At 46.7% G+C, this 25,642-nt stretch carries 29 protein-coding genes; 12 read left to right on the top strand and 17 right to left on the bottom strand.

Going from position 1 to position 25,642, the window contains the following annotated elements:
• The first annotated feature begins 377 nt into the window (after positions 1 to 377).
• A complete protein-coding gene (locus tag A4U59_RS13440) occupies positions 378 to 1,466 on the top strand; it encodes an FUSC family protein (protein ID WP_070121085.1) in 1,089 nt (362 codons plus the stop codon).
• A gap of 35 nt (positions 1,467 to 1,501) precedes the next feature.
• Here A4U59_RS13440 and nikC read toward each other — a convergent pair whose 3' ends face one another.
• The 11 genes from nikC to fabL form a co-directional block, all read right to left on the bottom strand.
• Positions 1,502 to 2,401: a nickel transporter permease gene (nikC, locus tag A4U59_RS13435; protein ID WP_070121084.1), complete on the bottom strand. Its 900-nt coding sequence runs from the start codon at positions 2,399 to 2,401 to the stop codon at positions 1,502 to 1,504.
• 20 nt (positions 2,402 to 2,421) lie between these two features.
• Positions 2,422 to 3,426: an ABC transporter permease gene (locus tag A4U59_RS13430; RefSeq protein WP_070121083.1), complete on the bottom strand. Its 1,005-nt coding sequence runs from the start codon at positions 3,424 to 3,426 to the stop codon at positions 2,422 to 2,424.
• Between the two features lie 66 nt (positions 3,427 to 3,492).
• Entirely contained in the window at positions 3,493 to 5,118 is a 1,626-nt protein-coding gene (locus A4U59_RS13425; protein WP_070121082.1) for an ABC transporter substrate-binding protein, read from the bottom strand.
• Positions 5,119 to 5,143: 25 nt separating this feature from the next.
• Positions 5,144 to 6,130 (bottom strand): ABC transporter ATP-binding protein, encoded by a 987-nt coding sequence (locus tag A4U59_RS13420; RefSeq protein WP_070121081.1) that lies wholly within the window; start codon positions 6,128 to 6,130, stop codon positions 5,144 to 5,146.
• The gene (locus A4U59_RS13415) at positions 6,127 to 7,125 is read right to left on the bottom strand and encodes an ABC transporter ATP-binding protein (RefSeq protein WP_070121080.1); all 999 of its coding nucleotides are present in this window, start codon (positions 7,123 to 7,125) and stop codon (positions 6,127 to 6,129) included. The genes A4U59_RS13420 and A4U59_RS13415 overlap by 4 nt, the downstream gene beginning before the upstream one ends.
• Positions 7,126 to 7,448: 323 nt before the next feature.
• Positions 7,449 to 9,194: an ABC transporter ATP-binding protein gene (locus A4U59_RS13410; RefSeq protein WP_070121094.1), complete on the bottom strand. Its 1,746-nt coding sequence runs from the start codon at positions 9,192 to 9,194 to the stop codon at positions 7,449 to 7,451.
• 131 nt (positions 9,195 to 9,325) lie between these two features.
• Positions 9,326 to 9,856 (bottom strand): nucleoside tri-diphosphate phosphatase, encoded by a 531-nt coding sequence (gene ntdP, locus A4U59_RS13405; protein ID WP_070121079.1) that lies wholly within the window; start codon positions 9,854 to 9,856, stop codon positions 9,326 to 9,328.
• Positions 9,857 to 10,096: 240 nt separating this feature from the next.
• A complete protein-coding gene (locus A4U59_RS13400; RefSeq protein ID WP_070121078.1) occupies positions 10,097 to 10,363 on the bottom strand; it encodes a YgaB family protein in 267 nt (88 codons plus the stop codon).
• Positions 10,364 to 10,471: 108 nt separating this feature from the next.
• The gene (locus tag A4U59_RS13395; protein ID WP_070121077.1) at positions 10,472 to 11,140 is read right to left on the bottom strand and encodes an SOS response-associated peptidase; all 669 of its coding nucleotides are present in this window, start codon (positions 11,138 to 11,140) and stop codon (positions 10,472 to 10,474) included.
• 810 nt (positions 11,141 to 11,950) lie between these two features.
• Positions 11,951 to 12,157: a gamma-type small acid-soluble spore protein gene (locus A4U59_RS13390; protein WP_070121076.1), complete on the bottom strand. Its 207-nt coding sequence runs from the start codon at positions 12,155 to 12,157 to the stop codon at positions 11,951 to 11,953.
• 136 nt (positions 12,158 to 12,293) lie between these two features.
• Positions 12,294 to 13,043, bottom strand: coding sequence for an enoyl-[acyl-carrier-protein] reductase FabL (gene fabL / locus A4U59_RS13385; protein ID WP_070121075.1), 750 nt, complete (start codon positions 13,041 to 13,043; stop codon positions 12,294 to 12,296).
• A 112-nt stretch (positions 13,044 to 13,155) separates the two neighbouring features.
• Between fabL and A4U59_RS13380 the strand changes: the two genes are divergently transcribed.
• The gene (locus tag A4U59_RS13380; protein ID WP_070121074.1) at positions 13,156 to 13,380 is read left to right on the top strand and encodes a hypothetical protein; all 225 of its coding nucleotides are present in this window, start codon (positions 13,156 to 13,158) and stop codon (positions 13,378 to 13,380) included.
• Positions 13,381 to 13,414: 34 nt separating this feature from the next.
• Here A4U59_RS13380 and A4U59_RS13375 read toward each other — a convergent pair whose 3' ends face one another.
• Both A4U59_RS13375 and mutY read right to left on the bottom strand, forming a co-directional pair.
• Positions 13,415 to 14,173 carry an SDR family NAD(P)-dependent oxidoreductase gene (locus A4U59_RS13375; protein WP_070121073.1) on the bottom strand — a complete coding sequence of 253 codons (759 nt, stop codon included), beginning with the start codon at positions 14,171 to 14,173 and terminating at the stop codon, positions 13,415 to 13,417.
• Entirely contained in the window at positions 14,157 to 15,266 is a 1,110-nt protein-coding gene (gene mutY, locus A4U59_RS13370) for an A/G-specific adenine glycosylase (RefSeq protein ID WP_070121093.1), read from the bottom strand. Before mutY ends, A4U59_RS13375 begins: the two co-directional genes overlap by 17 nt.
• 277 nt (positions 15,267 to 15,543) lie before the next feature.
• Between mutY and A4U59_RS13365 the strand changes: the two genes are divergently transcribed.
• Complete coding sequence (locus tag A4U59_RS13365; protein ID WP_070121072.1) at positions 15,544 to 16,524, top strand: metal-dependent hydrolase; 981 nt, start codon at positions 15,544 to 15,546, stop codon at positions 16,522 to 16,524.
• Positions 16,525 to 16,556: 32 nt separating this feature from the next.
• Here A4U59_RS13365 and A4U59_RS13360 read toward each other — a convergent pair whose 3' ends face one another.
• Positions 16,557 to 16,823 (bottom strand): YfhJ family protein, encoded by a 267-nt coding sequence (locus tag A4U59_RS13360; protein ID WP_070121071.1) that lies wholly within the window; start codon positions 16,821 to 16,823, stop codon positions 16,557 to 16,559.
• Positions 16,824 to 16,913: 90 nt separating this feature from the next.
• Between A4U59_RS13360 and sspK the strand changes: the two genes are divergently transcribed.
• Positions 16,914 to 17,069, top strand: coding sequence for a small, acid-soluble spore protein K (sspK, locus tag A4U59_RS13355; RefSeq protein WP_070121070.1), 156 nt, complete (start codon positions 16,914 to 16,916; stop codon positions 17,067 to 17,069).
• Between the two features lie 29 nt (positions 17,070 to 17,098).
• On the top strand, positions 17,099 to 17,254 hold the full coding sequence (locus A4U59_RS20930) for a YpzG family protein (protein ID WP_281183669.1): 156 nt from the start codon (positions 17,099 to 17,101) through the stop codon (positions 17,252 to 17,254).
• 152 nt (positions 17,255 to 17,406) lie between these two features.
• Here the strand turns inward: A4U59_RS20930 and A4U59_RS13350 are convergent, their stop codons facing one another.
• Positions 17,407 to 17,739 carry a YfhH family protein gene (locus A4U59_RS13350; RefSeq protein ID WP_070121069.1) on the bottom strand — a complete coding sequence of 111 codons (333 nt, stop codon included), beginning with the start codon at positions 17,737 to 17,739 and terminating at the stop codon, positions 17,407 to 17,409.
• Positions 17,740 to 17,871: 132 nt separating this feature from the next.
• On the opposite strand from A4U59_RS13350, the gene A4U59_RS13345 reads away from it, so the two are divergent.
• Positions 17,872 to 18,543, top strand: a complete 672-nt coding sequence (locus A4U59_RS13345) for an SDR family NAD(P)-dependent oxidoreductase (RefSeq protein WP_070121068.1) — start codon at positions 17,872 to 17,874, stop codon at positions 18,541 to 18,543.
• A gap of 223 nt (positions 18,544 to 18,766) precedes the next feature.
• Entirely contained in the window at positions 18,767 to 18,892 is a 126-nt protein-coding gene (locus A4U59_RS22415; RefSeq protein ID WP_281183668.1) for a hypothetical protein, read from the top strand.
• Positions 18,893 to 19,037: 145 nt separating this feature from the next.
• Here the strand turns inward: A4U59_RS22415 and recX are convergent, their stop codons facing one another.
• The gene (gene recX, locus A4U59_RS13340) at positions 19,038 to 19,853 is read right to left on the bottom strand and encodes a recombination regulator RecX (RefSeq protein WP_070121067.1); all 816 of its coding nucleotides are present in this window, start codon (positions 19,851 to 19,853) and stop codon (positions 19,038 to 19,040) included.
• A 132-nt stretch (positions 19,854 to 19,985) separates the two neighbouring features.
• On the opposite strand from recX, the gene A4U59_RS13335 reads away from it, so the two are divergent.
• From A4U59_RS13335 to A4U59_RS20925, 5 genes are all read left to right on the top strand, one after another.
• Positions 19,986 to 20,885, top strand: coding sequence for a TIGR01777 family oxidoreductase (locus tag A4U59_RS13335; RefSeq protein ID WP_070121066.1), 900 nt, complete (start codon positions 19,986 to 19,988; stop codon positions 20,883 to 20,885).
• A 318-nt stretch (positions 20,886 to 21,203) separates the two neighbouring features.
• Positions 21,204 to 22,325, top strand: coding sequence for an amidohydrolase (locus A4U59_RS13330; protein ID WP_070121065.1), 1,122 nt, complete (start codon positions 21,204 to 21,206; stop codon positions 22,323 to 22,325).
• Positions 22,326 to 22,590: 265 nt separating this feature from the next.
• Entirely contained in the window at positions 22,591 to 23,148 is a 558-nt protein-coding gene (locus A4U59_RS13325) for a GNAT family N-acetyltransferase (protein ID WP_070121064.1), read from the top strand.
• A 102-nt stretch (positions 23,149 to 23,250) separates the two neighbouring features.
• On the top strand, positions 23,251 to 23,361 hold the full coding sequence (locus A4U59_RS13320) for a YfhE family protein (protein WP_070121063.1): 111 nt from the start codon (positions 23,251 to 23,253) through the stop codon (positions 23,359 to 23,361).
• A 131-nt stretch (positions 23,362 to 23,492) separates the two neighbouring features.
• Positions 23,493 to 23,618, top strand: a complete 126-nt coding sequence (locus A4U59_RS20925) for a YfhD family protein (RefSeq protein ID WP_245680559.1) — start codon at positions 23,493 to 23,495, stop codon at positions 23,616 to 23,618.
• Positions 23,619 to 24,244: 626 nt separating this feature from the next.
• On the opposite strand, the gene rlmD is transcribed toward A4U59_RS20925, so the two are convergent.
• The gene (rlmD, locus tag A4U59_RS13315; RefSeq protein WP_070121062.1) at positions 24,245 to 25,624 is read right to left on the bottom strand and encodes a 23S rRNA (uracil(1939)-C(5))-methyltransferase RlmD; all 1,380 of its coding nucleotides are present in this window, start codon (positions 25,622 to 25,624) and stop codon (positions 24,245 to 24,247) included.
• Positions 25,625 to 25,642 lie beyond the last annotated feature (18 nt).

Below are 25,642 nucleotides of genomic sequence, written 5' to 3'. Positions count from 1 at the left end.
GCGCCCGCCCCGCGAAAGCGAGCCCCTGCAGCGGAAATCAACTGTCCCGCTCTAAAGTGCATTTTTTGAACAGCTTATTGTCAGGATTTCATTAAAGGACGCATTAATACAAAATGAACATAAAGGTTTTAACTTCTAGCTTTTTTGCCCTTTCGTTATCGTGGGATTTCTCTCTTTCTCATCATTTATTGAAACTCTTCCCAATTCAACATTGCACCTTAATGTTAACAAACCATTAAATTAAAAATACCACTTGCTATAATAGGTGAATCATTGTATATTACCATCTATATCAGTACCCGTTTATCTTTTGCATAATAGGAAAATACAATTATAGAAGAAGAATAAATTTCTCAATAAAGAAAGGATTCTCTCGAATGAAAGTCGGCGCCCGTATGCTGAAAACAGGATTGGCAATCATGCTTGCCTTATTCCTGACCCCCCTTCTCGGCCTAGATTCTCCGCTGTTTGCTGGTATCGCAGCAACATTTGCAATACAGCCATCAATATATCGCACATACAACACATTAATAGACCAGGTGCAGGCCAACATGATCGGCGCCATCGTGGCGATTATTTTTGTTTTAGCATTTGGAAATGATCCGTTTATCGTTGGCCTGGCAGCCATCATCGTCATCGCCATTAACGTAAAACTGCAAACTGAAAACATGATTTCCATAGCCCTTGTTACACTCGTTGCAATCATGCAAAGTCCATCGGAGGATTTTATCAATTATGCACTTGTCCGTTTCGGAGCGATAATGGTGGGGATTTTCTCAGCCTTTATCATTAATCTCGCCTTCATTCCGCCGAAATATGAAAATAAACTCTATCATAAAATCAATGAAAATACAGAAGGAATCATTAAGCTGATCAGATTGCTTACGAGGCAAACGTTGGAACATAATGCGTTAAAAGAAGAAATTGAGCGGCTCAAAGACAGCATGATCAAAATGGATCATTTTTACCTCCTATATAAAGAGGAACGGAGCTACTTCAAGAAACAGCAGTACGCCAAGGCCCGGCGGGTTGTTTTATTCAGGCAAATGCTGGTTGCAACCAATCGGGCGCTTGATATTTTGAAAAAACTCCACCGCTATGAAAATGAATTTTCACAGTTACCCGATAATCTGCAGACGATCATCCAGGAACAGCTCGACAGTTATCTCCATTACCATGAGCAGATTCTAATGAAGTTTGTTGGAAAAGTAAGGCCTGATCTTCCAGATGAAATGGAGAGTCAATATTATGAACGGAGAGAGAATTTAATAGAAGCTTATATAAAGTATTATCAGGAAGAGCAGTCTGTGCACCACGAAGACTCTCTCCACCTCTTTCCTGTCATTTCAGCCATTGTGGAGTACGAAGAACAGCTGGAGCGCCTCAGTAAACTGATGGACAGTTTCCAGACCTATCATAAAGAAGAAAACGAAGTCACCATCACGGACAGGGAAACAGAGTTTTAAAGATAAGAAAAAACCAGCCGCTTCAGGCTGGTTTTTTAATGTTTCATCCGCGGGTCAAGCGCATCGCGCAATCCGTCACCCATCAAATTGAATCCCAATACGGTAAACATGATTGCCAGGCCCGGGAAAATCATTGTCCATGGTGCCTGGATCAAATAAGCTTTTGAATCAGCCAGCATTTTGCCCCATTCAGGCTGCGGCGGCTGTGCACCGAGTCCGAGGAAGCCAAGTGCTGCCGCTTCAATAATTGCTGTCGCAATCGCAAGGGTGCCTTGCACGATAATTGGCGCCATGCTGTTAGGCAGAATATGATGGATCAAAATCCGCCTATCACTCATTCCGATCGCCCTGGCTGCCATCACATACTCTTCCTGCTTGACACTCAGCACTTTTGAGCGGATCAATCGGCCAAAGTTCGGCACATTGATTACCGCAATCGCAATAAGCGCATTTCTTAACGAAGGGCCAAGAACCGCTACAATCGCAATGGCAAGCAAAATGCTCGGGAACGCCAGCATAATATCAAACAGCCTTGAAATCAAAGTATCCACCCATCTGCCATAGTAGCCGGAAATGATACCAAGGACACTTCCCACTACAACCGATCCCAGTACCGCAAAAAAGCCGATTGTGAGGGAAATCCTGGCACCGTAGATGATACGGGACAAAATGTCCCGGCCGAAATCATCCGTTCCAAGCCAGTGTTCCGATGAAGGCGCCTGCAGCCGGTCGCCGAGTTCCTGCTCATTGACCCCTTGCGGTGCAATCACAGGTGCTGCCACCGCCAGGATGATAAAAAACAGAACGATCCCGGCTCCGACGAGCGCCAATTTATTTTTCTTGAATCCGTTCCAGGCTTCACGCCAGGGGGAGGATACCTTTTCCACTTCCGGTTCAGGCTGTACTGGCGGCTGGCTTTGTGCAAGTTCTGCCATGAAGCTCACTCCTTCACCTTTTAGTTGTATTTAATTCGTGGATCAACCGCTGCATATAAAAGGTCGACGATTAGGTTGATGAATACGAAGATTGTGGCGACAACCAGAATACCGGATTGGATAACCGGATAGTCGCGGTAACCGATCGCTTCATAAATGTAACGCCCGATTCCCGGCCAGCCGAAGATCGTTTCAGTCAGGATGGCACCGCCAAGCAATAGGCCCATCTGTAAACCGATGACCGTCAAAACCGGAATAACCGCATTTTTCAATGAATGCTTGTACACAACCCAAAACATGCTCATTCCTTTGGCCCTTGCCGTCCGGATAAAGTCAGAACGCATGACTTCAAGCATGCTTGACCGGGTCATCCGTGCGATAATCGCCATTGGAATCGTAGCCAGGGCAACCCCCGGAAGGATCAAATGCTTGAAAACTTCAGTGAGCTGTTGGGTCCGCCCCTGAATTAATGTATCGATAACATATAAGTGCGTTATGGCATCAACCGGATTTCGAATGTTTTCGCGCCCTGTCGTCGGCAGCAATTCCAGCTTGATGCCGAAAACCCATTGTTCCATCAGACCAAGCCAGAAGATTGGCATGGAAACTCCGATAAGCGCAATGACCATTGCTGCATAGTCAAACCATGAGTTCTGGAACCATGCGCTGATGATTCCGGCGTTGACCCCGATTACAACCGCAATAATCATGGCAAAGAGTGACAATTCCAGTGTCGCGGCCAGATAAGGCCAAATTTCTTCACTAATGGGCGAGCTGGTCCTTAAGGAAGACCCGAGATCTCCTGTCAACACACCTTTCAAGTAGTCGACATATTGGATGTACCAGGGCTGATCGAGACCCAGTTCTTTTGATAAAGCCTCTATCGCCTCTTTGGTTGCCTGCTGTCCCAGAATGACCTGGGCGGGATTTCCGGGAATGGCGCGGATCATCGAGAAAACGATAAGCGTCATTCCCAAAAGGACTGGAATGAGTTGCAGCAGCCTTCTGATTGTATATTGCAGCATCATACCCACCTCTTTTCCTTATATGTAAGAGAAGGGGAGCAATGCTCCCCTCCCTCGCTCCTGGACTTATTCAAATACGACTTTAGTCAATTTGTCAGAGCCAGTTGGATGCGGGAAGAAGTTCTTGATGTTCGCTTTTCCGCCAAGTGCAGGTGTAGAGTGTACAAGCGGAATCCACGGTGCATCCTCATGAATGATTTCCTGTGCTTTTTTATAAAGCTCTTCACGTTTCGCCTCATCAACTGTGGATTGGGCTTCAATCAAGATGTCGTGAAGTTCATCATTTTCATAATATGTGTAGTTGTTGCTTCCGATGTTGTCCTTGTCAAGGAGGACATAAAGGAAGTTGTCGGCATCCCCGTTATCGCCAGTCCAGCCCAGCAAGAAGGAATCCGCTTCACCATTACGTGCCTTTTCAAGGTAAGTGGCCCACTCATAAGACTTGATTTCAGCTTTTACGCCGATTTTTTCAAAACTTGCCTGGATGACTTCAGCCACTTTTTGGCCGTCCGGCATGTAAGGACGCGGAACCGGCATTGCCCACAGTTCCATTTCGAATCCATCAGCATAGCCGGCTTCTTCAAGAAGCTGCTTCGCTTTATCAAGGTCATAAGGATATGCCTCTACATCATCGTTATAGCCTGCGATTACAGGAGGCATCGGGTTTTTAGCCGGTTCTGCCTGGCCTGCATAGAATGCATCAATGATCGCCTGCTTATCAACAGCATGGTTGAGAGCCTGCCGGACTTTCTTGTTATTCAGCGGCTCGCGGTTTGATGTCAAACCAAGGTAGCCGACATTCATGGAAGGACGCTTGAACACTTGCAGGTTGCTGTCGCTTTCAATCTGCGCAACATCTGTCGGGTTGACGCCGTCAGCAATATCAACTTCGCCAGTTTTCAATGCATTCAGACGTGCAGAGTTATCAGGGATCGACTTGAAAATGACGGAATCCAGTTTCGGATATCCTTCCATCCAGTACTCTTCATTCTTTTCAAGGACGATTCTGTCATTCCGCTTCCACTCTTTGAAGACGAATGGACCTGTTCCTACAGGGTTTTCAGCGAACTTGTCACCTTGCTTTTCGATTGCATCCGGACTTGCGATACCGAATGGGGACATGGCAAGGTTTTTCAAGAACGGAGCCTGTGGACGTTTAAGCGTGAACTCAACAGTGTAGTCATCAACAGCTTTCACTTCTTTGATGACATGCCCTTCATCACCTTTAAATCCCCCGAACATGGAAGCATAGTAATAGAACTTGTCTTTCGTGCCGTTCATCCAGCGGTCAAAGTTATAAACGACTGCATCTGCGTTAAAGTCTGTTCCGTCATGGAATTTGACTCCTTCGCGAAGCTTCAGTGTATACGTCAAGCCATCTTCTGAAGCATCCCACTCTTCCGCCAGCGCCGGCTGGATTTCTGTGTCCTGATCGCCGTAGTCTATCAGTGTATCAAATACGTTTTTCGTTACTTTAAAAGACTCACCATCAGTTACCGTAATCGGATCCAGTGCGACAGAGTCACCGCCGCGCCCAAAGATCAATGTTTGCTCCGGGCTGTCACCGCTGCCGGCATCTTTCACCTTGTCGCCTTCACCGGACGTTTCGTCTGAACCGCCGCAGCCGGCCAGTACAAGGGACAATACCAGCGTCAGCATAATTGACCAAACTAAACCTTTCCTCTTTCTCATACAACCCCTCCTAAAAAATATCTATTTATGCTTGCTTCCTGCCTTCATTAAATAAATGGCAGGCGGCATAATGCCCTGGTTCAACTTCCCTGAATTCAGGTGTTTCGGTTTTACAGATATCCATGCACGCCTGGCATCTTGTGTGGAATGCGCAGCCTGCAGGTGGATTTGAAGGACTCGGTATGTCCCCTGTAAGAATAATGCTGTCCCGCTTGAAATCCGGGTCAGGTACCGGCACTGCTGACAGCAGAGCCTGTGTATAAGGATGAAGCGGATTCTTGTACAATTTTTCGCTGTCTGCGAGTTCGACCATCTTTCCAAGATACATGACACCCACCCTGTCGCTTATATGCCTGACGACACCGAGGTCATGGGCGATGAAAATATAGGTGAGATCGAACTCTTCCTGAAGTTTTTGCATAAGATTGAGCACTTGCGACTGGATGGAAACATCCAGTGCCGACACCGGTTCATCGGCAATGATGAGCTTCGGTTTTGTCATCAGCGCCCGCGCAATCCCAATCCGCTGGCGCTGGCCGCCGCTGAATTGGTGCGGATAGCGCTTTGCATGATAACTGCTTAAGCCTACCGTTTCCAGCAGGTCCCGCACCATCTTTTTTCGTTCGGAAGAATTACCGATGCCATGGACGATAAGCGGCTCTTCCAGGATTCTTTCAACTGTATGGCGCGGATTCAATGATGCAAATGGATCCTGAAACACCATTTGCATCTCCCTTCTCAGTTTACGCAGCTCTTTCTTTGATAGACTTGTAACTTCTTTATCTTCAAATCTGACAGACCCCTCAGTAGCTTCGATCAGCTGTAGAAGCAGCCTGCCGGTTGTAGATTTGCCGCAGCCGCTCTCCCCGACAATTCCGAGCGTTTCACCTTTCCGGACTGTGAATGAAACACCGTCAACCGCCTTTACAGCTGCTACCTGGCGCTGCAGGACACCGCCTTTTATCGGGAAGTGTTTTTTCAGGTCCTTTACTTCAAGCAATGTTTCCGTCATGCACCTTCACCTTCCTTGCTGCTCTCTTCATCATGTAAAAAGCATCTGGCGCGGTGCCCGTCCAGCCCGTATAAATCCGGGCTCTCATTCAAGCATCTGTCCATAACATATTCGCACCTTGCAGCAAACCGGCATCCGGTCTTAATGCTGCCCGGCTTCGGCACGTTTCCTGGGATTGAATAGAGGCGCTCCTGTTTTGTCCTCATATCCGGCACAGACTGGATCAGCCCTTTTGTATACGGGTGTTTCGGTTCTTTGAAAATGGTCTGTACATCGCCTTCCTCCACGATTTTACCGGAGTACATGACGGCAATCCGGTCGCAAACCTCCGCGACAACCCCCAGGTCGTGCGTGATCAGGATGATGGATGTATCAAGCTCTTTGTTCAGCTTTTTCATCAAACTGAGGATCTGTGCCTGGATGGTTACATCAAGCGCGGTTGTCGGCTCGTCCGCAATGAGTACTTTCGGGTCGCAGGCCATTGCCATCGCAATCATGACACGCTGCCTCATCCCGCCGGAAAGCTGATGCGGATAATCATTCAGCAGTGCTTCAGCTCGCGGGAGGCCGACCATCTTCATGATTTCAACCGCCCGCTTTGCAGCCTGTTTTTTATTCAGTTTATTATGTAACCTTATTGCTTCGATTAACTGATCCCCAATTGTAAAGACAGGATTCAGTGAAGTCATCGGTTCCTGAAAAATCATCGCAATGTCGTTTCCCCGCAGCTGCCTCATTCGTCTTTCAGTTGCTTTGGTTAAATCTTCATCACGGAACAGGATCTTTCCGCCGACAATTTTTCCTGGAGGACTTGGTACAAGCCCCATGATGGACAGTGATGTTACGCTTTTCCCGCAGCCGGATTCCCCGACAATGCCGAGAATTTCACCTTCGTTAACGTGAAAATCAACATCATCTACCGCTGGCACTTCTCCGTCATCTGTGAAAAATGTGGTACGCAGCCCTTGTACGTCTAATACAGTATTTTCAGCCAACGTTATCACTCCTCTTAGCTGCCCTATTGACAAAATTTTCTCACAAAATTATTTATTTATATTATAACCCGTCAAAATTTAAATACAATAGTGAATTTTAAGAAAGTTTACAGGGTGAAATGTTTTTGTCATACAAGTAATTTAGTCATTTAAACCGTTGATACATTAAAGAAAACTCGCCGTTTGGCGAGTTTTTAAGCGAAGGCAGAGGTGTCCTTATCTATATTCATATAATTGACCGCTGTGTTCGAAATGCTTCCTTGCTGACTATTTATGCCATCCTGAACTGCAAAAAAACCTTGCAGCCATTTGGCCGCAAGGTTCTATTCAAGCTGCTGGACATGGAAGAGGCGTGAATAGCCGCCCGCTTTGTCCATCAGTTCCTGATGTGTCCCCTGTTCTTTGATTTCACCGTTTTCAATGAGGACGATCCGGTCTGCATGCGTAATGGTCGCAAGCCTGTGTGCGACTATGAACGTTGTCCGCTCACTTGCCAACTTTTCAAGCGCCTCCTGGATCAAGTGTTCACTTTCGAGATCAAGAGCAGAAGTGGCTTCGTCGAGGATGAGCACAGGCGGGTTTTTTAAAAACACCCTGGCTATCGCAACCCGCTGCTTCTGGCCGCCCGACAGCTTTACGCCCCGCTCCCCGACTTTTGTATCATAACCGTTCGGGAGAGCCATGATGAACTCATGGGCATTGGCTGCTTTAGCCGCCTCAACAACTTCCTCATCAGATGCATATGGATTCCCCATTTTGATGTTGAACTTGACGGATTCGCTGAACAGGATGTTGTCCTGCAGCACCATCCCGATATTATTGCGAAGGCTTTTGGCTTCATAGTCACGGATATCGTTCCCGTCCATCATAATCCTGCCTTCAGACACATCGTAAAAACGGGGAATCAGGCTGACAAGCGTTGATTTCCCTCCGCCGCTCATGCCTACAAGCGCAACCGTCTCACCCGTCTTTACGTGAAGGTTGATGTTTTTCAGGACAGCCATATCCCCTTCATTATAAGAGAAAGAAACATTTTCAAACCTGATATCGCCGCTTGCCTTTTCGAGCTTTTTAGCATCCCGATTATCGCTGATGTCGTATTCCTCATCCATGAATTCAAAAACCCGGTCCATGGAAGCGATCGCCTGGGTCAGCGTAGTCGAGGAATTGACAAGCCTCCGCAGCGGATTATAGAGCCTGTCCATATAGGTGACAAACGCAACGAGCGTTCCGATTGTAACAGCCCCTGTCACCGCCTGGTACCCGGCGTAAGCCAGCACGATAAGCGGGGCGATATCCGTAATTGTATTGATGACGGCATATGTCATGGCATTCCAGCTTGTATGCGTAAGCGCCTTATCAAGAAAATTGCTGTTTTGCCGGTCAAACTGTTCCTGTTCATAGTCCTCAAGTGCAAAACTCCTGATTACAGGCATCCCCTGGACACGTTCATGAAGATGGCCCTGCACCTGGGCAAGCGCCTGGGAACGCTGCCTTGTCAAACTGCGCAGCCTTCCATAGAAATGCTTGATTGAAAAACCGTATAAAGGAAATAAAATAATGGCGGCAATCGTAAGCTTGATGTCCATGGAAAGCATAATGGCAATAGCGATGCCGATTGTTGCCACATCCAGCCAGAGGTTCATCAAGCCGGTAATGACAAACGACTTCGTCTGCTCCACATCGTGGATAACCCTTGAAATAATTTCACCTGTTTTTACATTGGAATAATATTTCAAACTCAGTTTTTGAATATGGGTAAACAAATGGTCCCTTATATCATAAAGAATTTTGCTGCCTGTCCACTGGGCGTAATATTGGCGGTAGTATTCGATTGGCGGGCGAAAAATGACAAAGACGACAAACGCGATGCCCATTATCGTCCAAAGTTTGGTCAATCGTTCATCTGCCGGCACTTGCGTCGCTCCGACAATGTCATCAATGACATATTTCAGCAGAAGGGGCATCAAAAGAGGGATGCTGAATTTAACCAGTCCTACAATGACTGTGATGATGATTTGCCACTTATACGGTTTAACAAAAGCAAGATAACGTTTTACACTATCCAGAACAACCACCTCGATGTAATCTGTGCCTCGTATCGTGCAGGGAATTTTGGTTCTTGATTCTCTCCAGGCGCTGCCTGCCGCCGGGGTGTGATTTTGGGACTATTGAAAAAACCTGTTGAAAACCAACAGGTTCAGGAACGGTATGTAAGAAACCGTTCATACCATGTATCGATGAAAACCGGGTCGAACGGCCCTTTTCTCTGGCGGATCCAGCCAATCAAATCTTTCACATTCTGCTTAAGGATCGCATCGATAACAGATGGGTAATTCATTTCTCGTTTATGTTTCTCGTATTCATCTTCATCCAGCAGGATATATGTCCTGTCAGGGAAGACCTTGACATCAAGGTCATAGTCGATGTATTTCAGCCCTTCCTCATCTATTGTAAAAGGAGAGCTGATATTACAGTAATAATAGACACCGTCCTGTCTCAGCATGGCAATGATGTTAAACCACTGGCGGGCATGAAAGAAGCAGATTGCCGGCTCTCTTGTCAGCCATGACCTTCCGTCAGATTCCGTTACAATCGTGCGGTCATTGGCGCCGATGACAACATTGCCGGTGCGTTTGAGCAAGGTCGTCTCTTCCCAGGTACGGTGATGTTGGCCGTTATGTTTATAACTATGTATTTGTATGTTTTCTCCTGGTCCGGGAAGCTTCATGTTCTTCTCCCTTCCTAGCGTTTCCGGCTGCTTATTCAAGCTTTGCTTGCGATTCTCATCTATTCATTATAACGTTACTTTTTCCATTTGGAAACAAAAGAGTTACTTGACAGGAAAGAGACTCCATTTGACTCTCCCCTAAAAGCACAGCTGTTAAACCATTGTAAAAGGGATTCCGAACTCTTCCGGCGGCAACCCTGTGACCGCTGGTTTCTTACCCTTTTCTCCTATTCATTCCGGTTAAAAGGAACTGATCACAAGGTTCGTCTGCTTTTCAAATAACTCCTGCAGCCTCTGCAGCTCATTTTTTTTATTTTCGAGATCTTTACATACCGTATCCAGCCTTGCTTCCGTGCTTTCACAAATTCGTCCGGCACGCCTCATATCATCCTTTACGCACAGCAGCCTCTTCATTTCTTCGCTGCAGCTCTCAACCTCTCCCTGCAGACAAAGCAGTTTATCAATAATTTCCATTTGAAGCGCCAAATTACTGGAAAAGTCGCCCATTCACTTTACCCTCCTGGTCTTTGGACTGTCCCCCTTCGTTCAAAAGTATTTTCGGTAAAAACGCTCGTGCTCCCTTTGACTTTATCTGCTGATTTTTAAGAAGTTTTGTCAAATGGGCCGGATGCACTGCGGCGTATCATTTTGCGGAGAATTGACCAGGTCAGATACTTCATAAGCTTCCAGGTTTTCTTCGGGATAGATATCAAGCAAATGCTCTAAATAGCGGGGATCCTGTATGTTCGGATCAAGCCATTCATGTTCAGCCTGCCCGGATAATATGACAGGCATCCTGGAATGAATCGGCTCCATGAACTCATTGGCAGCTCTTGTCAGAATTGTGCAAGTGTAGAGCGCTTCCCCTTCTTCCCGTTCCCACTTCTCCCATAGTCCTGCAAATGCAAAAGGTGCTCCGCTTTCCAGCTGAATTCTCATCGGAATCTTTTTATCGCCGGTTTTCTGCCATTCATAAAAACCATCAGCGATGATCAGGCAGCGCCGCCGTTTGAATGCATTGCGAAAAGCCGGCTTTTCCGATGCAGTTTCAACTCTGGCGTTTATCATCTTATTTCCGATTTTTGGATCCTTTGACCAGGAGGGCACCAATCCCCATTTCAAGAATCCTGCCCGTCTTTTCGCCCCATCATGGATGATGGAAAGGATTGGTTGTGAAGGTGCAATATTATAGGCTGGCTCGATACTCAATTCCTTCATATTCGGCACTTCGAAACGATCTGACAGCATTTCGGCACTCGCTGATAATGTAAAACGCCCGCACATCTGAATCTCTCCCCTTCATTTGGGTTTATCTTTATATGATTTAGTATGCACATAATCCTGCTGGACTTGAAAGTGATATGCATATTCAACAGTTTTTGTCTTGTTGCCTCCTATTTGCGGGGCAACGAGGCCTTTTTCAGGAAACAGGATATCTCCGTTTACAGGTCCAGGGCCTTACTCAGAGGTTCAAACTTACGTCCAGAAAAGCAGTTGCCTGGTGACCATATTTTCGATAACTATAAGGATCAGAGCATTATTTCCCGTGCTTACTGTACAGCGTAACAGGCATGGTGGACCGTCTTGTACGTGCCTATAATCAGAGGGTGTACACCATTACAGGCACGGGCGGACACTTCTCATGCCTATAATCAGAGGGACTACACCTTTACAGGCACGGGCGGACGCTTCTCGTGCTTATAATCAGAGGGACTACACCTTTACAGGCACGGGCGGACGCTTCTCGTGCTTATAATCAGAAGAACTACACCTTTATAGGCACGGGCGGACGCTTCTCGCGCTTATAATCAGAGGAACTACAGCTTTACAGGCACGGGCGGACGCTTCTCGTGCTTATAATAAGAGGGACTACACCTTTATAGGCACGGGCGGACGCTTCTCGTGCTTATAATAAGAGAGAAACCACCATTACAGGCACGCGAGCCTATTTACAGGGACTGAATTGAGGTTCTGCACCTTTATTTTCACCCATCTCCAAATCAAAAAACAACAATATCCCCTGTTGCCAAATCATACCCTGAAAAAAGCACACTCCCTATCCTATACGGATAAGGAGTGTGCTTCGGGTGCTGATTACTGTTGTGGGCGCTGTGCGCCAGCAGAATTTTGCTGCTTTTTAGACTCAGCTTGCTGGTTTTGCTTACGAACTTCCTGAGCGTTCGTCTCGCTTGCAAACTCAGCGCCGAACTGTTGTTGCTGCTGTTGTTGGCCGGCACGAGCAGACTGAGCATTCTGCTGCCTAACTTCTTGTGCGTTAGTTTTGTTTGGCTTTCTGTTCATCAGTATCACCTCCACAGAGGTTAATTTAACCTGAGCGAAGGGTTGTTATACGCAAGAAAAAAATTGGATTTCGAGTGAATTTTTTTACTGTAATAACTTGTAAAAATCCCAGCATTCATGCACTTTGCCGGGTAGTTTATAAAAGCAGTGACCTTCCGCCGTCAACGATGATTGTCTGACCGCGGATCATATCGGCTTGCGGCGACAGCAAAAACAGGATTGTATGTACCAGGTCTCCCGGTGTCACAATCCGGCCGGCCGGTGTCTGGCTTGCGGCATCCGCGAGGACTTCTTCACGGTTCGGGAAATGTTTCAATGCATCCGTATCAACCGCACCGCCGGATACGGCATTCACCGCGATGTTTTTCGGCGCCAATTCGACTGCAAGGTAACGGGTCAATGCTTCCACGGCCGCTTTTGATACTCCGACAGCCGTGTAATTCTCCAGGTACCGGATCGATCCAAGCGAACTGAGGCTGACAATTTTTCCGCCGCCCGTTTTTTCCATTCTGCGGGCAGCTTCCTGGGCATTGAATAAGAGTCCTTTACTGTTGATGTCCATCGTCCAGTCCCAGTGAGACTCCTCTAATTCAACTGCCGGTTTGAGCACACCAGATGCCGCATTATTGACCAGTACGTCAAGGCGTCCGAATTCTTCATCAATCTTTTCGTACATCTTTTTGATTTTCTCCGGATTGCCGACATTGGCTTTGACAATGACCGCTTTCCGGCCAAGTTCTTCAATCATTTTGGCCGTTTCTTCGGCACCGCTTTTACTGCGTGCGTAGTTAACGGCAATATCATACCCCTCACGGGCGAGAGCAATCGCTGTTTCCCTCCCGATTCCGCGGCTGCTTCCTGTAACAAGTGCCACTTTTCTTTCCAATGATTTCAGCCCCCTTTAATTGTTTTTGCCGAATAAGCATCATCCGGCGGGTGAAAAATAATAGTGTTCGTCCTGCTATAGCTCTATGATGATACGAAAGGAGCAACAATCCATGTATGTAGGCCGTGACATGACAGAACTTTCGATGATTTCCAAAACAGAATGGCGTGACAGCGAATTGGCTCATTTTCACCGCAACCTTCAGCAGGTCGTCCCTTACCTGAATCAGGAAGGCGCCTCAATCCAGCGTGAAATTGTAAAGGAAATCGAGCGCCGCGGCGGTTTTCAGCGTAATGAAGCCACATGGACCTCCGGAACAGAGATCATCAGTGATTGACCAATGCCAGGCAATTGCCTGGCATTTTCTTTTTTTAAAAGTTCATTTTCGATTGGCCGCCGTCTGTGTTCAGTGTTGCGCCAATGACCCAGGAGGCACGGCGTGAGGCCAGGAATACGGCGACGTCTGCAATTTCATCGGCGGTGCCGAATCGGCCGGCCGGAATTTGCTCTTCGACAAATCGATTTATTTTTTCCGGATTTTCATCCAGGCGCTTTTGCCAGTTTCCTGTCGGATGCAAAATCGAACCGGGTGCGATGCCGTTGACGCGCACTCCGAATGGAATGCATTCATCAGCGAATGCTTTTGTGAAACTGATCATTGCTGCTTTTGAAGCATTGTAAGTCGGCTTCCCTCCCGATTCACGGCCGAAAATCGATGTGATATTCACGATTGCTCCTGTTTTTTGTCTTTTCATCTCAGCGGCCGCAAGTTTGCTTAAGTGGACGGCCTGCAGGAAGTTCAACTGGATCGCTTCTTCAAACAATTCCACATCTGTTTCCATTGCCGTTCCGCCGTTGCTGCCGCCAGCGTTATTTACCAGTATATCAATTTTGCCGAACCTTGAAACGAAGCTGTTGAAAACATCTTCCCTCACTGCTTTGTCAGTAAGATCACCGGCAAAATAGGCCTCAGCCCCGATTTCCTCACTTGCCGTCTTCAATTCTTGTTCGTCTCGAGCACAAATCCCGACAGCTGCCCCTTCTTCCGCAAACCGTCTTGCAATCGCTTTGCCGATTCCTTTTGATCCGCCCGTAACGAGTACCGCTTTGCCGTTAAGATGTAAGTCCATTTTCATCCTCCTTCAGCACAAGAGCTTTCATTATTTTTTGATGCGAAACCGGAAACGGAAAATTTGTGATGTCCTGTCTGGAAACCCACTTCGCATCTGCAGCTTCCTTCAGGACGCCTTCTGCAGAAGTTCCTTCATAAACCGAAATATGCCAGACAAGATGCGAAAACACATGCTTGATCGCTGTTTTATATTCAAGAGCGCCTGGCTCAACACCATAATCATCAATTAAGTATGAAGTGAGCTGTTCCTGCTGGATCACTTCCGAAGGCTGTGTTTCATGATTAGGGAATTCCCATAAGTTTGCCAGCAGTCCTTTTGCCGGCCGCTTATGGATTAATACTTCACCCTTATCATTCCAGATGACCGCAGCCCCCATCTCAAGCGGACGCGGTTCTTTTTTCTTGCTTTTAACCGGCAATTCATGCTGGACACCTTCATGAAATGCCCTGCAATGTTCTCTCACCGGGCAAAGCAGGCAGCTGGGCGACTTAGGTGTACAGACAAGTGCGCCCAACTCCATGATGCCCTGGTTGAAAGCGGATGGATCTTCCTTTGAAATAACAGATCTGATTGCTTCCTCGAACAGCTTCCTTGTTTTTGGCCTGGCGATGTCATCCCAGATGGACAGCACTCTCGACATAACCCTCATGACATTGCCGTCAACTGCCGGTTCAGGCTTCTGGAATGCAATGCTTGAAATGGCACCTGCTGTATAAGGTCCAACCCCTTTTAAGGAAGAAATTTTACGGGGATCGTCCGGCACATTCCCGCCATATTGTTCCATCACTTCCCGTACGGCACTCTGGAGGTTTCGGGCTCTTGAATAATAACCGAGCCCCTCCCATGCTTTCAGGACTTCTTCCTCTTCAGCCTGTGCAAGAGCAGCGGGTGTCGGGAATTTTTCCATGAACCGGAGAAAATAAGGAATGACAGTATCGACCCGTGTCTGCTGCAGCATGATTTCCGAGACCCAGACCCGGTATGGGTCCCGGTTTTCCCGCCACGGCAGCTGTCTTTGTTCCCGTTTGAACCATTCGATTAAATCATTCTGAAACTGCCCGGCATTAAATGACTCAGGTAAAACAAACATTTCTTGTGACAATATTGTTCCTCCATAATGGAATTTTGTGTTATAAAAAGACTGCTTTCGGGAAAAGAATCTTTACAAATGGCTTTTTAAAACGAGCCATATCAGTTGGCTCATGCACTAGTTCGTTAAGGTTAAAAAGGCATCTCTTGAGAGGCCCGGCATGAGTTCGGATGTTTTTAACATTTTACAGTATTTTCATTAGAATGAATAATGAGGACAGTGCTATACTTAACATATACGGAATCATATACTTGTCCAGGTAAGGAGGCTGACATGCATGGATACTGGCACCCATTTTGTGATGGGAATCGCACTGGGCGGGCTTGCTACATTAGATCCCGTGGTTGCCAGTGATCCGGTAACTGCGCAAACTGTATTGATCGGAACGATTCTTGGATCACAGGCACCTGATTTGGATACCGTTTTAAAACTCGTAAATAACGCTGCATATCTTCGCAATCACAGGGGCATCACCCATTCTATCCCCGCTGTCTTGCTGTGGCCTCTTCTTATCAGCTTCTCTATATACGCATTTATTCCAGAAACGAATTTACTGCATTTATGGCTATGGACATTTTTGGCTGTATTCCTGCATGTATTTGTTGATATTTTCAATGCTTACGGAACGCAGGCTATTCGGCCGCTCAGCCGGAAATGGGTCGCACTCGGCATTATCAATACGTTTGACCCGTTTATTTTCTTCATTCATATTATCGGCATCATCATCTGGCGGTATGGCTATGATCCGGGTTATACCTTCCTCATCATGTACGGCGTCATTTTTGTGTATTACTTATGGCGAACGTACGCACGAATGAAGGTGAAACAGACTGTCAAACAGAAAATCCCTGATGCGGTGGAAATCCTCATCTCGCCAACATTCCGGTGGTCTCAATGGCATGTTGCCGTGAAAACAGACGAGATGTTCTATGTGGCAAATGTAAAAAACAACGACATCGGGATTCTTGATTCTTTTAAGAAGAAACCTGTCCCTGAATTGCCCTCCATACAGGCAGCCAAAGAAGATAAAAACCTGTCCGCATTCCTGTCCTTCTCACCGGTATACCGCTGGGTTGTCCGGGAATACGATGATTTCATTGAAGTGAAGTTCATCGATTTGCGCTATTGGAGTAAAGGACACTACCCTTTTGTAGCAGTTGTCCAGCTCTCCCATACAATGGACATTCAAAGTTCCTATACAGGATGGGTATTCAGTGAGGAAAAACTGCGGAAAAAACTTGACCTGGTACCGGGCTAAAAAGCGATGACAGCATGCTGTCATCGCTTCTTTTAATGCTTTAAGCCCCTGTCTTCAAACAAATGGGAGAACTTCGGGTTATCGCTTTTGAAATCATGAAGCGCAGGTCCATATTGGCGGATCCACTCTCTCACCACGTGCTCCGACACTTCTTTCCCTTTATAACTGCGTCCGGCTCTTGCCCGTGTCGTTTCAAAATCCTCCCACAGCACTTCAACCCATGTCCGGGCCTGATAGTAGGAAAGCTGATTGTTCACATACAGGAGATCGTTGGCAAGCCGTTCAAAAATATCTTCCATAACATTCCCTCCAGTCCAGCTATGCTTACATAAATAGCCGGTTATTTATTCATACTATAAATGAACCCAAATCAAAAGGAGGTTCATGAGATGCGCAATAAAGAGCAGGGTTTCCCTCCAAACATGTCACTTGACGGCGAACCGCGCGCCAAAGCCGAATATTCTTCCCGGCGGGCGGATGGCACAATCAACACCAGGCCGCAGGAACGCATGAGAAAATCAAACCAGACACGCACAAAGGAATAAGGAACGCATCTTAAATGGAGGTGTTTCTATTGAGCAAACAGAAAAAGTTCTTTGACAACATGCACCAAAACCCTTTTCAGTCACCGCGTGCCAATCCGAAGCATGCATTTGAACAGGTAAACGGCGAAACTGAAAAATCCCTCCACAATTATATACTGGAAAAACAAACAAGAAAACGTTCGTGATTTTTTTAGAAATGCGAAGAGCACCCGCTTAGCGGCATATGCATATGCGGAACCTTCTCAGGAAGGGCGGTCTTCCTTCAAAAGGATGAACCGTTTATGCCGCCAGCGCTCGAAATGAGGAGAGCACCCGCTTAGCGGGCCCTGCTCTCCTTTTATTTCTTCCGATTTACTTCGATTGTCTTCAGCAAAGAAATCGGCAGCGCTTCTTCCTTCTTTTTTACATATAGCCGGGTGCCCCATGCAAAGATGCCGTTTAAATAATTTATTTTAAAATAAGAGCCAGGATCATTAGCGATTTCATATACTTCCCCAGGATTGTAATTAGACGGGTCAAGCAAGTACGATTTCGCCATATCAATTTTCCGCTCGTATACGGCAAATTCGTTTACCATTCCCATCTGTTCCGCTTTTCTCGCTTTTTCGGTAAGATTCGCAATTTCCTGCTTTAATTCGTATTCAGTCATCTGGCTGTATCTCTTTTCCATCCTTTATCCCCCCGGATATGATACTGTCGCTTCTTTTTTAGTATAGGGGATAAAGGCCGAGAAACAAACTGTTCTGTGTTAAGATAATGTAGAAGTTTGTCTAATTATGTACATGGATAGGAGGCTTTTCATATGGCAAATATTCTTATTACCGGTGCTGGCACCGGGCTCGGAAAAGAACTTGCCCTTCAATATGCCGTACAGGGCCATACACTTTTTCTTCTCGGCAGGACCAAACAGAAACTGGACACCGCCAAACAGCAAATCGAAGAAAAAGGCGGAAAAGCGAAAGTGGTTGTGTGCGATCTGGCTGACCGCAAGCAGGTTAAAGATACAATCGGCATGATCACCGAAACAGACAGCATTGACTGGCTGATCAATAATGCAGGTGCAGGCCATTTCGGAGCTCTTGCAGATTTAACAGATGATGAAATCGAGAAGATGATTGATACGAACATGCGGGGAACCATCTATATGACCAAAGACTTGCTTCCCCATTTACTTGGCCGTCCTTCGGCAAAGGTCATGAACATCATTTCAACCGCCGGCTTGCGCGGCAAGGTAAACGAATCGGTATACTGTGCCACCAAATTTGCGGTAAGGGGATTCACCGAAAGCCTTGTCAAAGAACTTGAAGACACGCCCGTAGCCGTTACAGCTGTCTATATGGGCGGGATGGACACGCCCTTCTGGTCAGAAAGCGACCATGTCAAAGATCCATCCAGGCTGAAATCACCGGCAGCAGTGGCTGAGATGATTGTCAGTCAGGATGATGGGCAGGCGGAAATTTTTATAGATAAGTGAGCGGGGAAAGATCCTGGCTTCAGGATGCTGCCTCTGTTAGGGGCAGCTGAACGGTGGTTCAGTGCTTGTAATGATGGGGTTCCTGGAATTATGGGCACTGAATGGGTATTCCGTGCTCATTTTGATATGGTTCTCAGGATTATGAGTACTGAATAGGAGTTCAGTGCTCGTATTGATTTGGCTCTCGGAATTATGGGCACTGAATAGTAATTCAGTACTCTTATTGATGGAGTTCCCAGAATTAGGGGCACTGAGTGAAGGTTCAGTGCTCGTATTGATGGAGTTCCCGGATTTAGGGGCACTGAATAAAAGTTCAGTACTCGTATTGATGGAATTCATGGAATCATAGGTACTGAATTGGGGTCCAGTGCTAATAATGATTCTTTTCATTTTCCTCATTACAGGCATTCAATAGTGGTTCAGTACTTTAGATGCCCTCCGGAGGGGTCTTAGATGTCCTGCTGTTCCCTGCTTATGGGATTATCCTCCTCTGTTCAACCGTCCCCTTCCTTTTTTTCCTCAATAAACCTGTCAATCTCCTCCATGGAGAAACCCTTTCGGAATAAGAACTGTTTCATGCGCTTTACATACTCCCACCCTTCATACTTGCTGTACCTGCGATGGGCTTTGTTGCCCTGGTATTCAAGAGCTTCATTGCGTTCTTCTTCCCCTGTGCCGGTATCTGCCTGTTCGGCAGCAGTCCGGATCACTTCAGACGGGTAGCCTTTTTGCATCAGTGCCATTTCAAGTTTCTTGCGTGTTTCTTTCGGGGAATTTTTTTTATTTTGTGCCGCTTTTTTGCGGGCGAGCTTTACGGCGTTTTCAACCTGGAGTTCCGATGGGTATTCGGCTAAGCCTGCCTCAATTTCAGCTTCTGACAAACCCTTTTTAATTAACTCCTGCCTGATCGCGCCCGGACCTTTCTGAGTCGTCCGCATCTGGGTCCGCACGTACGCGACAGCAAACTCGGCATCATTGATGTAGTTCATTTCCGAAAGCTTCTGTATTGCGCGCTCCGTATATACAGCCGGGTACTCCTTTTCCGCCAGATAGTCTTTCAATTCTTTGCCCGACCGCATGCGATGGCCGAGATATCTGACTGCAGCAGTGTATGTTTTTCGATATTCCTCTTCATCATGCAGTTCTACAATTTCTTCTTCTGTCAGCTCTTTCCCTTTGCGCAAGTTGAATTTGATCAGCACATCCTGGTCGACCCCAAATCCGAATTCTTCTCCGCCGCCTTTATCAATATAAACATTAAAACGCTCGTCATTTTTCTTCTGGGCCGTAATTCTAGTTATCTTCGGCATAGCGATTCACCTCATATTTAATCATATCATGCCGTTAAACCCTTCTGTAAAAAGGAATATTACCCTCAGTACAGAATTAAAGAAGAGAAGCAGATTCCGGACAATCACCGCTCTTCCAAAGGAGGAACAAGTATGCGTATCGTCATTGCCGGCGGCACCGGATTTGTCGGGGCTGCCCTTACAGAATATATGGCGTCACAGGGACACAACTTGTTTATTTTGACGAGAAACCCCGCCACTAAAGGGACAAAGAAAAATGCAACCTATGTTAAGTGGCTCACCGGGGACAGCAACCCTGAAAACGAACTGAAAAATATAGACGCTGTCATCAACCTTGCCGGTGAATCAATTAACAGCAGATGGACAAAAGAGCGAAAAAAAGAAATCTACGACAGCAGAATCGAGACAACGGAACGAATCCTCGAACTCATAGAAAGAATGTCAAAGCGCCCGTCCGTTTTCATTAATGCCTCTGCAATTGGATTTTATGGAACGTCGAAAAAAAAGACCTTTACAGAAGAATGGGACGAAGCCGGCGGTGACTTTCTGGCAAGGACCGTTAAGGCATGGGAGCAAACCGCTTCAAAAGCTGCGGCCATGGGAGTCAGGACAGTGTTTGCCCGTTTTGGCCTCATTTTAAGTGATACCGGCGGGGCATTGCCGAAGATGGCTTTGCCTTACAGATTGCATGCAGGCGGGAAAGTCGGCAGCGGCAAGCAATGGGTTTCCTGGATTCATTTACGGGATGCAATCAGAAGCATTGATTTTATCCTGTATAAAGAAAAGATAAGCGGACCGGTCAATATCACAGCGCCTAAGCCTGTAAAAATGAATGACTTCGGCAAAAAACTGGGGGAGGCACTGGATAGAAAACATTGGCTTCCGGTTCCAGGAATTGCATTAAGGCTGCTTCTTGGTGAAATGAGCATGCTGCTGTTATCAGGCCAGAAGGTGCTCCCGAAAAAACTGGAGGACGCCGGCTTTACCTTTCAATTCCCGACGCTGAAAAAAGCGCTGCGTGACTTATTTTAGAGGGGGTTAACTTCTTGATTGATGCGGGTAAGCAATACTCGGCGTGCGCATCTTTGTGATTCCCCGGCATATGGCCGAAGCGAACAGGAACGCATGCAGCACTAGTACCTGTAGTGAAAAGGGCACGTGCAGCGGAGATCGACTCCCTTTTTAAGATTAAATAAAAAAGCCCGGGGATCAGCCGCACTCCTGTAAATATTAACGTGTAACGGTCGAGAAGTTCATCGGCTGATTCCCTCATTAACTGCAATCTCGCCTGAAAAGCCGATTTGAAATCATGGTGATTATTTCATTCCACGAAGGGACGGGAGACCAGATATGAAAACTCTTTTTAAAAACGCAACCGTTATCCCGGTGACTTCTCCGATTATTCAAAATGGAGATGTGCTGATAGATGAAGGAAAAATATCTGCAATAGGCCGGACATTGATTCCGGATGAAAAAACTGAAGTAATCGAATGCCGGGGGAAATACTTGCTGCCCGGCTTCATCGATGTGCATACACACCTCGGCCTGTATGATGAAGGGACAGGCTGGGCCGGCAGCGATGCCAATGAAACAATCGAACCGCTCACACCGCATATCCGCGCAATCGACGGGGTCCAGCCGCTGGATATCGGCTTCCGTGATGCAATCGAACACGGCGTCACTGCTGTACAGGTACTGCCGGGAAGCGCCAATGTTATCGGCGGGACAACAAGCGTCATAAAAACATCCGGCAAAAATATCAGCAAAATGATGTTAAGGGAGCGGTCCGGACTGAAAATCGCCCTTGGCGAAAACCCGAAGCGCATGCACAGTGAATCATCCCGTGATTCAGTTACGAGAATGGGGATAATGGGCATGCTCCGGGAGACATTTTACAATGCCCTTCACACGGACAGACCGGAGGAATTCCGTACAGCTCCGATCGTCGCCGCCCTGAAACGGGAAATACCGGTCCGCATCCACGCTCACCGTGCCGATGATATCATGTCAGCTGTACGTTTCGCGGAAGAGTTCGACCTTGATTTGCGGATCGAGCATTGCACAGAAGGCCATTATATTGCTGACGAACTTTCCGGACTTAAGGTTTCTGTCGGACCGACTTTTACAAGGAAGTCGAAAATTGAACTGAAAAACAAATCATGGAAGACCTATTCGGTTTTGACCGATCATCATATTGAAGTATCGATCATGACTGATCATCCTTATACACCGATTCAATATTTGAACATCTGTGCATCACTTGCCGTTCGTGAAGGCCTCCCTGAACAAAAAGCACTCGAAGGCATCACCATTTTACCTGCCAGGAACCTCGGTGTAGACGACCGGGTCGGCAGCATCGAAACCGGAAAAGATGCAGATTTGGCCCTCTGGAGCGGGCATCCGTTCGATTACCTGGCGAAGCCTGTCCTGACAATGATTAGCGGCGAAAAAATTTATAATAAATTAGGGTAAAAAACAGTTCACTTTTTGTAAGAAATTGAGTAGAATACGATTAGGAAATAATCATTCCCATTATTGAATTGTTGGCCGTTTACAACGACAATCCGAACGTCACATGAACGTTTTGGTAAATACGGGAAAGGCAAATGGTGCGCCACCAGTCTGACTGGTTCTAGTGGGTTCGATTCCCACCCCGAATTTTTTTAGCTTTCATCGAAAAAATTCGAGGGTGGTAAAGCCCGTGGCGTCTGTCCACCCTCGCAGGAGGGATTTTTTTATGCTTAAAAAACGCGACCTGGCAGACTCTCATACCCTGTATGATCTGATGGTGCACCCTGAAGTTTTTCCATACGTCCGTCATAAGGCTTATTCCTATGATGAATTCCTGTTTATGACGAAACAGACAATCGAAGCCGAAGAACGCGGCGAATTGATCTCAAGGACAATTCTTGATGAATGGGGATACCCAATCGGAACGATCAATCTGTTCGACGTCCAGGAGAAGTCCGGCTTTCTCGGCACCTGGATCGGCCAGCCCTATTTCGGCAAAGGCTATAATCAGGAAGCAAAGAAACACTTCTTCAACGAATTGTTCTACGAACTGGACATCGAAACCATTTACATGCGCATCAGATTGCAGAACGTCCGTTCAACTAGAGCCGCCCAAAAGCTGCCTTACGTTGTCCTTGCCAATGAAACAAAAACACACATCTTTGAACAGCTCAACGCAAACGGACTCACCTATAACCTTTTTGAAATCCCAAAAGACCAGTACACACTTCATACGATGCGGTCAATCGAGGAAGAAGTATCCGAACAGCGTCTTGAAGCTTGAAAGCCTGCCCTGTGCAGGCTTTTTTACATTGCGCAAGAAGTATACTTTCCCAGCCGGAGAGAAAAGCTAAAGATAAATCCTACATAAAGGCAGGTTGAGTATATGGAAGCAAAGCGGAAAAAGGAAAAAGCCCAGCGCAAAACATTGCGAAAAACACAGGAAGTCTTATACGGCCATGAATTCAGGGCAGCTGACCGCGCCGGCGGAAAATAAGATTACATCATCAACACGGCGGGTAAAATCATAACATGGACAAAAAATTCCAGGAACTCAATTCCTGAAAAGGAGTGGATATCATGGACGAGAAAAAACGAAATGAACAGGCACCGGATCCGAATGATGTCATGAGATCGAATAAAACCCCCGATGGTAAAGACATCGAATTCTCCCAGGAGTTAGCCGACCAGGAAGACCGCGAAGCGCAGGAACGCTCAAGAGAAGCTGATCAGCGGGCAAAAAAGCATGATTAAGTTAGGAGATAGGTTCCCGTTTCCCGGGGACCTTTTTTGTTTTGTATTCAGGATTCAGAACCAAAACGATTTACGCCTCCACTTCTGTTGATAAAAGTTATCCACAGAGGTGTTAACAATGTGGATAAACCGTTTTCTTTCGTGTTTTAATGCCTCACTTTTATTCGGTGGATTTTTGTGTATAAGACCCCTCTCTATTGTGGATATTGTTAATAACATCGTATAATGCTGTTGATACACAGATGCATTTGTGGATAAGGATGTGTATATCTCTCTGACAGGCAATTATACTATTACCACTGCCCGTGATTTGAAAAACAAACTTCCATTAGAGGCGATCATCCACCGCAGAAGATCCGAGGTTATTGACATTGTCTCAGAATTTATAATAAAGACCATTAACTCAAGACAAAGGCAATATATAAAATGTCAATTTTGCTGAAATAAAATACCAACAGAACACCGGTTTGATAAAAAACTGTCACGGGTGTGCACCACAGCAATATGGGGTCGTATATTGAAGATAAAAAGCCGGACACTCAATGCATATAAGCATGAGTGTCCGGCTTTTTTATTTTCTGGAATATATGCTGCCCCTTTCAGAAAAAACCGGGAGAGCCAAGTTTTTACTTCCGCATCTCAAACACCGCCACCACTTCAATATGCGCCGTATGCGGAAACATATCCACCGGCTGCATGTACTTCACGTCATATTTTTTAGCCAGCTGGGCCGCATTTTTGGCAAGTGTTGACGGGTTGCATGAAATATAGACGATCCGTTTCGGCTTTACTTTCAAAATGGTGTCGATCAGTTTTTGGTGCAATCCGGAGCGGGGCGGGTCGACCATCACGACATCCGGCTTCCAGCCTTTATTGACCCATTCCGGAAGCAGCTTTTCTGCTTCGCCTGTATAGAACTCCGCGTTTTTTATGCCGTGGCGTTCGGCATTCTTTTTTGCATCTTCAATTGCAGGTGCGATCGTATCCATTCCGCGGACTTCTCCGGCTTCATCTGCTACCCACATGCCGATCGTGCCGACACCGCAGTATGCATCGACAACTTTTTCTTTGCCGGTCAGTCTGGCAGCTTTTTTGGCCTCGTTATAGAGGGTGACGGTCTGTTGCGGATTCAATTGGAAAAACGACCGTGCCGACAGTTCAAAAGAAAAGTCGCCGAGCTGTTCCTCTATCACTTCGTCGCCGTGCATGTGGACCATTTCTTCACCGAAAATGACAGATGTTTTTTTGTTATTGACGTTTTGCATGACTGACGTGATATCCGGAAGCCGTTTTTTCACTTCTTCTATGAATAGTTCCTTTTTCGGAAAATCGGTTTTTGCCGTTACCAGGACAAGCTGAGTCTGGCCGGTCGCAAAGCTTACTCTTGTGACGATCGTCCGAACAAATCCACGCCGTTTTTTCTCGTTATAGGCAGGGATATTGAGATCCTGCAAAATGTCTTTCACCACTTCGGTGACCCTGTTTGACTCAGGATGATGAATTTTGCATTCCGTGATGTCCACAAGTTCATGGGAGTTCAACCCATACAGTCCGGCAAGGATTTTCCCTTCTTTGTTCCCTGCTTGCAGCTGGGATTTATTCCGGTATCCCCATGGGTTGTCCATGCCGATTGTCTTCCTGGTTTCAAGCTTGTCGGCCGGGAATTTTGTATAGCGTTCAAACGCCTGTTTCACCATATCCCGTTTCTGATTAAGCTGTCCTTCATAAGACAAATGCTGAAGCTGGCAGCCTCCGCAGCTTTCATAGACCGGACAAGGGGCGGCGACCCTCTCACTGGACCGCTTGCGGATTTTTTTGATTTTGGCTTCGGCGAACTTCTGGCTTACTTTCACAGCTTCGGCCACAACTTCTTCACCGGGAAGCGCGCCGGGAATGAAGACGGCCTGCTTTTTGAAAAAGCCGACGCCTTCCCCATTGATTCCCAGCCGTTTGATTGTCAACGGAAAGGTTTGTCCCCTTTTAAGGGGCTGATTCTTTTCATCCATATTTATAACAACTCCATG

This window comes from Bacillus marinisedimentorum, from assembly GCF_001644195.2.
Classification (GTDB): Bacteria; Bacillota; Bacilli; order Bacillales; family Bacillaceae_O; genus Bacillus_BL; species Bacillus_BL marinisedimentorum.
Note: the sequence above shows the minus strand (reverse complement) of the source record. Positions and strands in the feature narration are given on the sequence as shown.